The organism is Terrisporobacter sp. (assembly GCF_017888745.1).
GTDB lineage: Bacteria > Bacillota > Clostridia > Peptostreptococcales > Peptostreptococcaceae > Terrisporobacter.
This window is the reverse complement of the sequence record NZ_JAGHFM010000159.1, coordinates 1-5,012: the sequence shown is the minus strand read 5'-3', so window position 1 is coordinate 5,012 and position 5,012 is coordinate 1. Positions and strand designations below refer to the sequence as shown.

At 23.5% G+C, this 5,012-nt stretch carries 6 protein-coding genes; 4 read left to right on the top strand and 2 right to left on the bottom strand.

Annotated features, from left to right (window positions below; genetic code table 11):
- The 4 genes from J7G74_RS07760 to J7G74_RS07745 form a co-directional block, all read left to right on the top strand.
- A partial coding sequence (locus J7G74_RS07760) for a hypothetical protein (RefSeq protein WP_297133777.1) occupies positions 1 to 711 on the top strand: 711 nt, incomplete at its 5' end.
- Between the two features lie 480 nt (positions 712 to 1,191).
- Entirely contained in the window at positions 1,192 to 1,446 is a 255-nt protein-coding gene (locus J7G74_RS07755) for a hypothetical protein (protein WP_297133776.1), read from the top strand.
- 242 nt (positions 1,447 to 1,688) lie between these two features.
- Positions 1,689 to 1,889: a cold-shock protein gene (locus J7G74_RS07750; protein WP_297133775.1), complete on the top strand. Its 201-nt coding sequence runs from the start codon at positions 1,689 to 1,691 to the stop codon at positions 1,887 to 1,889.
- 333 nt (positions 1,890 to 2,222) lie between these two features.
- Positions 2,223 to 2,801, top strand: coding sequence for a recombinase family protein (locus tag J7G74_RS07745; protein WP_297133773.1), 579 nt, complete (start codon positions 2,223 to 2,225; stop codon positions 2,799 to 2,801).
- A gap of 441 nt (positions 2,802 to 3,242) precedes the next feature.
- Here the strand turns inward: J7G74_RS07745 and J7G74_RS07740 are convergent, their stop codons facing one another.
- Together J7G74_RS07740 and J7G74_RS07735 are read right to left on the bottom strand one after the other, a co-directional pair.
- A complete protein-coding gene (locus J7G74_RS07740; protein WP_297133771.1) occupies positions 3,243 to 3,608 on the bottom strand; it encodes a hypothetical protein in 366 nt (121 codons plus the stop codon).
- Positions 3,608 to 4,414 carry a ParA family protein gene (locus tag J7G74_RS07735; protein ID WP_297133769.1) on the bottom strand — a complete coding sequence of 269 codons (807 nt, stop codon included), beginning with the start codon at positions 4,412 to 4,414 and terminating at the stop codon, positions 3,608 to 3,610. The genes J7G74_RS07740 and J7G74_RS07735 overlap by 1 nt, the downstream gene beginning before the upstream one ends.
- Positions 4,415 to 5,012: the final 598 nt, after the last annotated feature.

Genomic DNA, 5,012 nt, shown 5'->3' with positions numbered 1-5,012 from the left:
GTTTTAAATAATTTTGTAGATGAAACTTTAGATATAAAATACTCAATTGCTAAAAGTAAATATAAATTTGATGAAAAACTAAGTATATCAAACTCAAGGGAAGTAAATACAGCTATTTATACAATTTTAGGTTTACAACTTTTATACGATACATTTGAAGATCTTGGTGTAGACATAGAAAAAATAATAAATCTACAAGAAGCAGCAAATATTATAGTTAATAACTTAAAATATAATGTTTTAGAAGAAAATGAAAGTGGCTCTAAAAGCGAATACGAAAAGATATTAGAAGAGATTAATCACCTTGCATATATTGAAGATAAAACTATTCGTATAGAAGAAGGAATTCATTTTAGAATATTATCTAATACTAATACAATAGCCTTTGATTTTAAAACTATTTATGACAAGCTAAATAAATATTATAAACTTTATAAAGGTGAAAATGAAAAGCTATTAGATTATAAAACTTTCACTAAAATGATTTCAAAATCTGCTTATGTAATAGATACAGATCCTAAAAAACATTATAAAGCAGTAAAAAGAAAAGTACTAACTGAAGATGAAAACAAAATACCAACTTACATAATGAAAAATAAAAAGATGTTTATATTAAAAATAGATGAAATTAAAAAACTAGAAATGGATAATATATTCCCAGAAGACCATGAGTTTGAGGAAATTTTAGATAATGTTATTCCATTTAACTAAAGAGCCTAAAGGCTCTTTTTTTGTGCTTTTAAAAACATATATTCTTGGTAACTAAAAAAGTAACTAAAGTAACTAAAAGGTAACTAAATTTTTTTAATTTTAGTTACCAAGCTTAATCCATTGAAATTACTATATTTTAGCTATATTATATAACTAAAGTAACTAAAGTAACTAAAATAAAAAAAACCATGTCTTACGCGAGAAGATTTTTTTCAACATACAAAATATATAAAATAATATTATTTTTTTTAGTTACTTTAGTTACCAAATATATAAAAATAGCTGTATATATTGCAAATACTATATTTTATGCAGTAACTAAATCTAAAAAATTTTAGTTACTTTTCATCATTTTTTAGTTACCAGTAACTAAATTTAGTTACTTTTTTAGTAACCTCATATATTTAAGTTAGATTTAAAAAGGTTTTAATCAATACTTATAGAATTTTTACTTAATATGTTCAATAAGGAGGAGTAAAAATGAAGTGTATAGTTAGTTTTAAAGAGCTTTATGGTAATAAGATAGAAACCTTTGAATTAGAAGGTAAATACTCTGGGGATATATTACAAAAATTAGAAGATAGACTTTGTAATGAAATAACACCATATAATACTTATTCATTAAAAAACTGCAAAAATATTGACAAAAGGGCAACTAAGAAAACTCTATATTTTAAAGATAATGAGGGTAATGTTTTAAAATATGTAATGGAAATTTCAAATGCTATATATTAATTGAAAAAGAGGTAATAAATTAAGGACTGATTTTTATCAGTCTTTAATTTATTTTTGATTTAAATAGATACTGATACTTTTAAAATAAATTGCTAAACACAAAAACGAACAAAAAATAAATAAAAATATAAAAACATTCAAAACACTATCTATTATTTTTTATATGTGCTATAATAATATTTGTAGAGATACACAAATAAATTAGGAAAAACCTAGGAATAGGTTTATAGGAGTATTTTTTAATGATAAATGGAATAGTAAAATGGTTTAACAATGAAAAAGGATTTGGTTTTATATCAGTAGAAGGTGGAGACGATGTATTCGTACATTTTTCAGCAATACAAACTGATGGGTTTAAATCATTAGAAGAAGGTCAACAAGTAAACTTTAATATAGTTAAAAGCGCTAGAGGTCCTCAAGCAGAAAACGTAACTATATTATAATATATATATGTTCGTGAAAAAGGCACATCATGTGTCTTTTTTTTTAATTTTAATAAAAATATATAAATTAATAAAAGCATCTTAGAAATGAGGTGCTTTTATTTTTTTACTAAAATTAATTGCTATAAAGATTATTTTTATATTTAAAGTTAATTATAGTCAAAAGTTACATATAAAAATAAATAGAGACTTTTGTGTGAATCAATTTAAGTGTCAAAACTTATACATATTGACACCTTTATTTTTTATAAGATATTCTAATATATAATGAGGTGTCAAAATATAGTGTTAAAAGTAATATATATTTTAATATAGAAATAGAAAGGATATAGTATGATATACGGATACTGTAGAGTTAGTTCAAAAAGCCAATTAGATAATAACTCTTTAGAGCTACAAGAAAAAGAAATTTTAGAAAGATATGAAAATGCACTAATTTATAAAGAACAAATTAGTGGAATTAAATCTCACAGGCCTATGTTTAATGAAATATTAGATAAACTAAAAAAAGGAGATACTTTAGTTACTACAAAATTAGATAGGTTATGCAGAAGTACAAAAGAAGGATTGGACATTATTAAAAATTTACAAGAAAGAGAAATTAATATACATATATTGAATATGGGTCTTATAGAAAATTCTCCCATGGGAGATTTAATAATTACATGCCTACTTGCTTTTTCTCAGTTTGAAAGATCAATGATTGTAGAAAGAACTTCAGCAGGAAGGGAGTTGGCTAAAGCAAATGATGATTATAGAGAAGGCAGACCTAAAAAATTTACTAAAAAGCAAATTTCACATGCTTTAAAATTACTTGAGACACATTCTTATAAAGAAGTATGTCTTATGACTGGAATTAGTAAAAGTACTTTAATACGTGCTAAAAGAGAAAAATCTCTTAATAAGATATAAACTGTTCAAGTAATAAAATACAATGTCTAATAGTTTCTATAATTAGATAATGTAATTGTATACAAATTTTATTGGACTTTTTAGTATATTTGTTTTATGAATTATTAAGAAATTGTTAACCAATTGTTATAAATTTATAAACAAATTCTTTTTTACTTAAAATACCTTATATAAAGGGTGTCCCAAAAATGTCACATCCTCAAAGTAATAAAAGTTAATTTTATAAAAATGTATAGTGTAAAAAATTCGCTTCGCTTAAGCCACTGCGTGGACGCTCCACTTCATGTCGCCAACGACTGCGTCCGTTGCTCAAGTAACAAAGTTGGAAATTATATGTTATCTACAAATTAGATAACATATAATTTCCTTACAATAAAAAAAGCTATGAAATATATATTTAAATTTCATAGCTTTTTTTATTTGATTAATTTTATTTATAAATTATTTTCTTCTTTTACTTTTTTCTTCGTATTCTAAAGCCTTACTTTCCACATCAAAGTTTAAAGGTAAATTATCTCTAGTAACTCCTAGAGGCTCTTTTATAATATTCATAAGTATCTTATTTACTGTAGTATTTTTTTCAAAAGCAATTGCCTTTAATAAGTCTAAATCTTCTTTGTTGAAGTAAATACTCATAGGAACTTTTTTAGCGCTTATTTCTTCTTTTTCCATATTTAATAAATTTAAACTTTCTCTTTCAAAAGAGGATTTAACCATATTATTTACTCTAGATTTATAATCTTTTTTAGCAATTACCAATTCTTCTTTTTCATTTATGTCATCTTTTAAAAATTTATCTAGTCCCACTATAACACATCCCTTTCTTTTAATTCATCTATAACTTCTTTAAATTCTTCTCTTACTTTATGAGATTTCTTTATTTTTCTACAATAATCCTCTATGTCAAGTTTACATAAAATTGCATTTTTAATAACTGTAGTATCTGATATTTTAGACTCTAAAAGATCTCTTTTTATATCATCAAATTCGTTTAATTTTTCGAAGAATATATCTCCTGTAGATAATTTTCTAGAAGTAAAAGAGTTTATAACTACTGCCCTTTTTGCATTGTTTTCCATTTCCATATCTTCTAAATCTTGATTATATTTTAAATAAAATAGCTCACATCCTCTAATACTTGCTATATCTTGATAAGCAATAGGAGTAATAATAGAATCAGAAATTAACATAAAGTTTCTAGCAATTAAATCGTATGATGGAGATAAATCTACAAATATGTAGTCGTATTCTTTTAATATCTCAATGTTGCTTTTAAACCATCTCCAAACAGATTTTTCACGATTTGTTTTAGTAGTTAAATATTCACTAAGTACTGAAAGTGAAAGATCTGATGGTATTATATCTATATTTTTATATTTGTCAGTTGGAGATTTAATTATTAGCTCATTTGCACTTAAGTTATCAGCTAGTCCATCAAACATGGTTTTATCATTATGGGATACTTTATATAAAAATTGAGTTAAATTTGCTTGAGTATCTGCATCTATTATTAATACCCTAGACCCTTCTTTACTAAGAGTTATGGCAGTTAAAATAGTTAGGGTAGTTTTTCCAACCCCTCCTTTTACATTAAAAAAACTTACGATTTTCATTAGTACATCTCCTTTAGGAATTTATAAGTAATTGTTTACAAATTCATAACAAATGGTTAAGAATTTTATTTAGAATCGTATTTTAATTTGAATAACAAATTGTAGTAAATTTCTCTGTGATTTATTATTAAATTTGTAAAGACATTTATATTTCAATTTTTATGTAATTTGTACTAAAATATTTTCAAATTATCATCTTATATAAAATTATATAGCTTAGTTTAAATATTTTCAATAAAAAGCGAATGTAATCGGATAAATTATAATATCTAGGTTATATTTAATAATTTATATAACAAATTGTTTTACAAATTTATAATAAATTTCACATCAAATTATGTATTTATTTATAAATTTTTTCAATAATTTAAAACCATTTGTCATAATAGAGTGTGCAAAGGTAAAATTTTGTTATAAAATATTTCTATAAGTAAATTTAAATTTCTAACAGATTTTTTAAAAATAATAAGTAAATTAAAAAGGGATAAGAAAATGATAATTGATGAAATAAAATTAACACAAATGACAAAAACTGCTGGCTGAGCAGCTAAAATAGGTCCTGGGACCCTTGCTCAAGTTTTGGGCAATTTACCAAAGT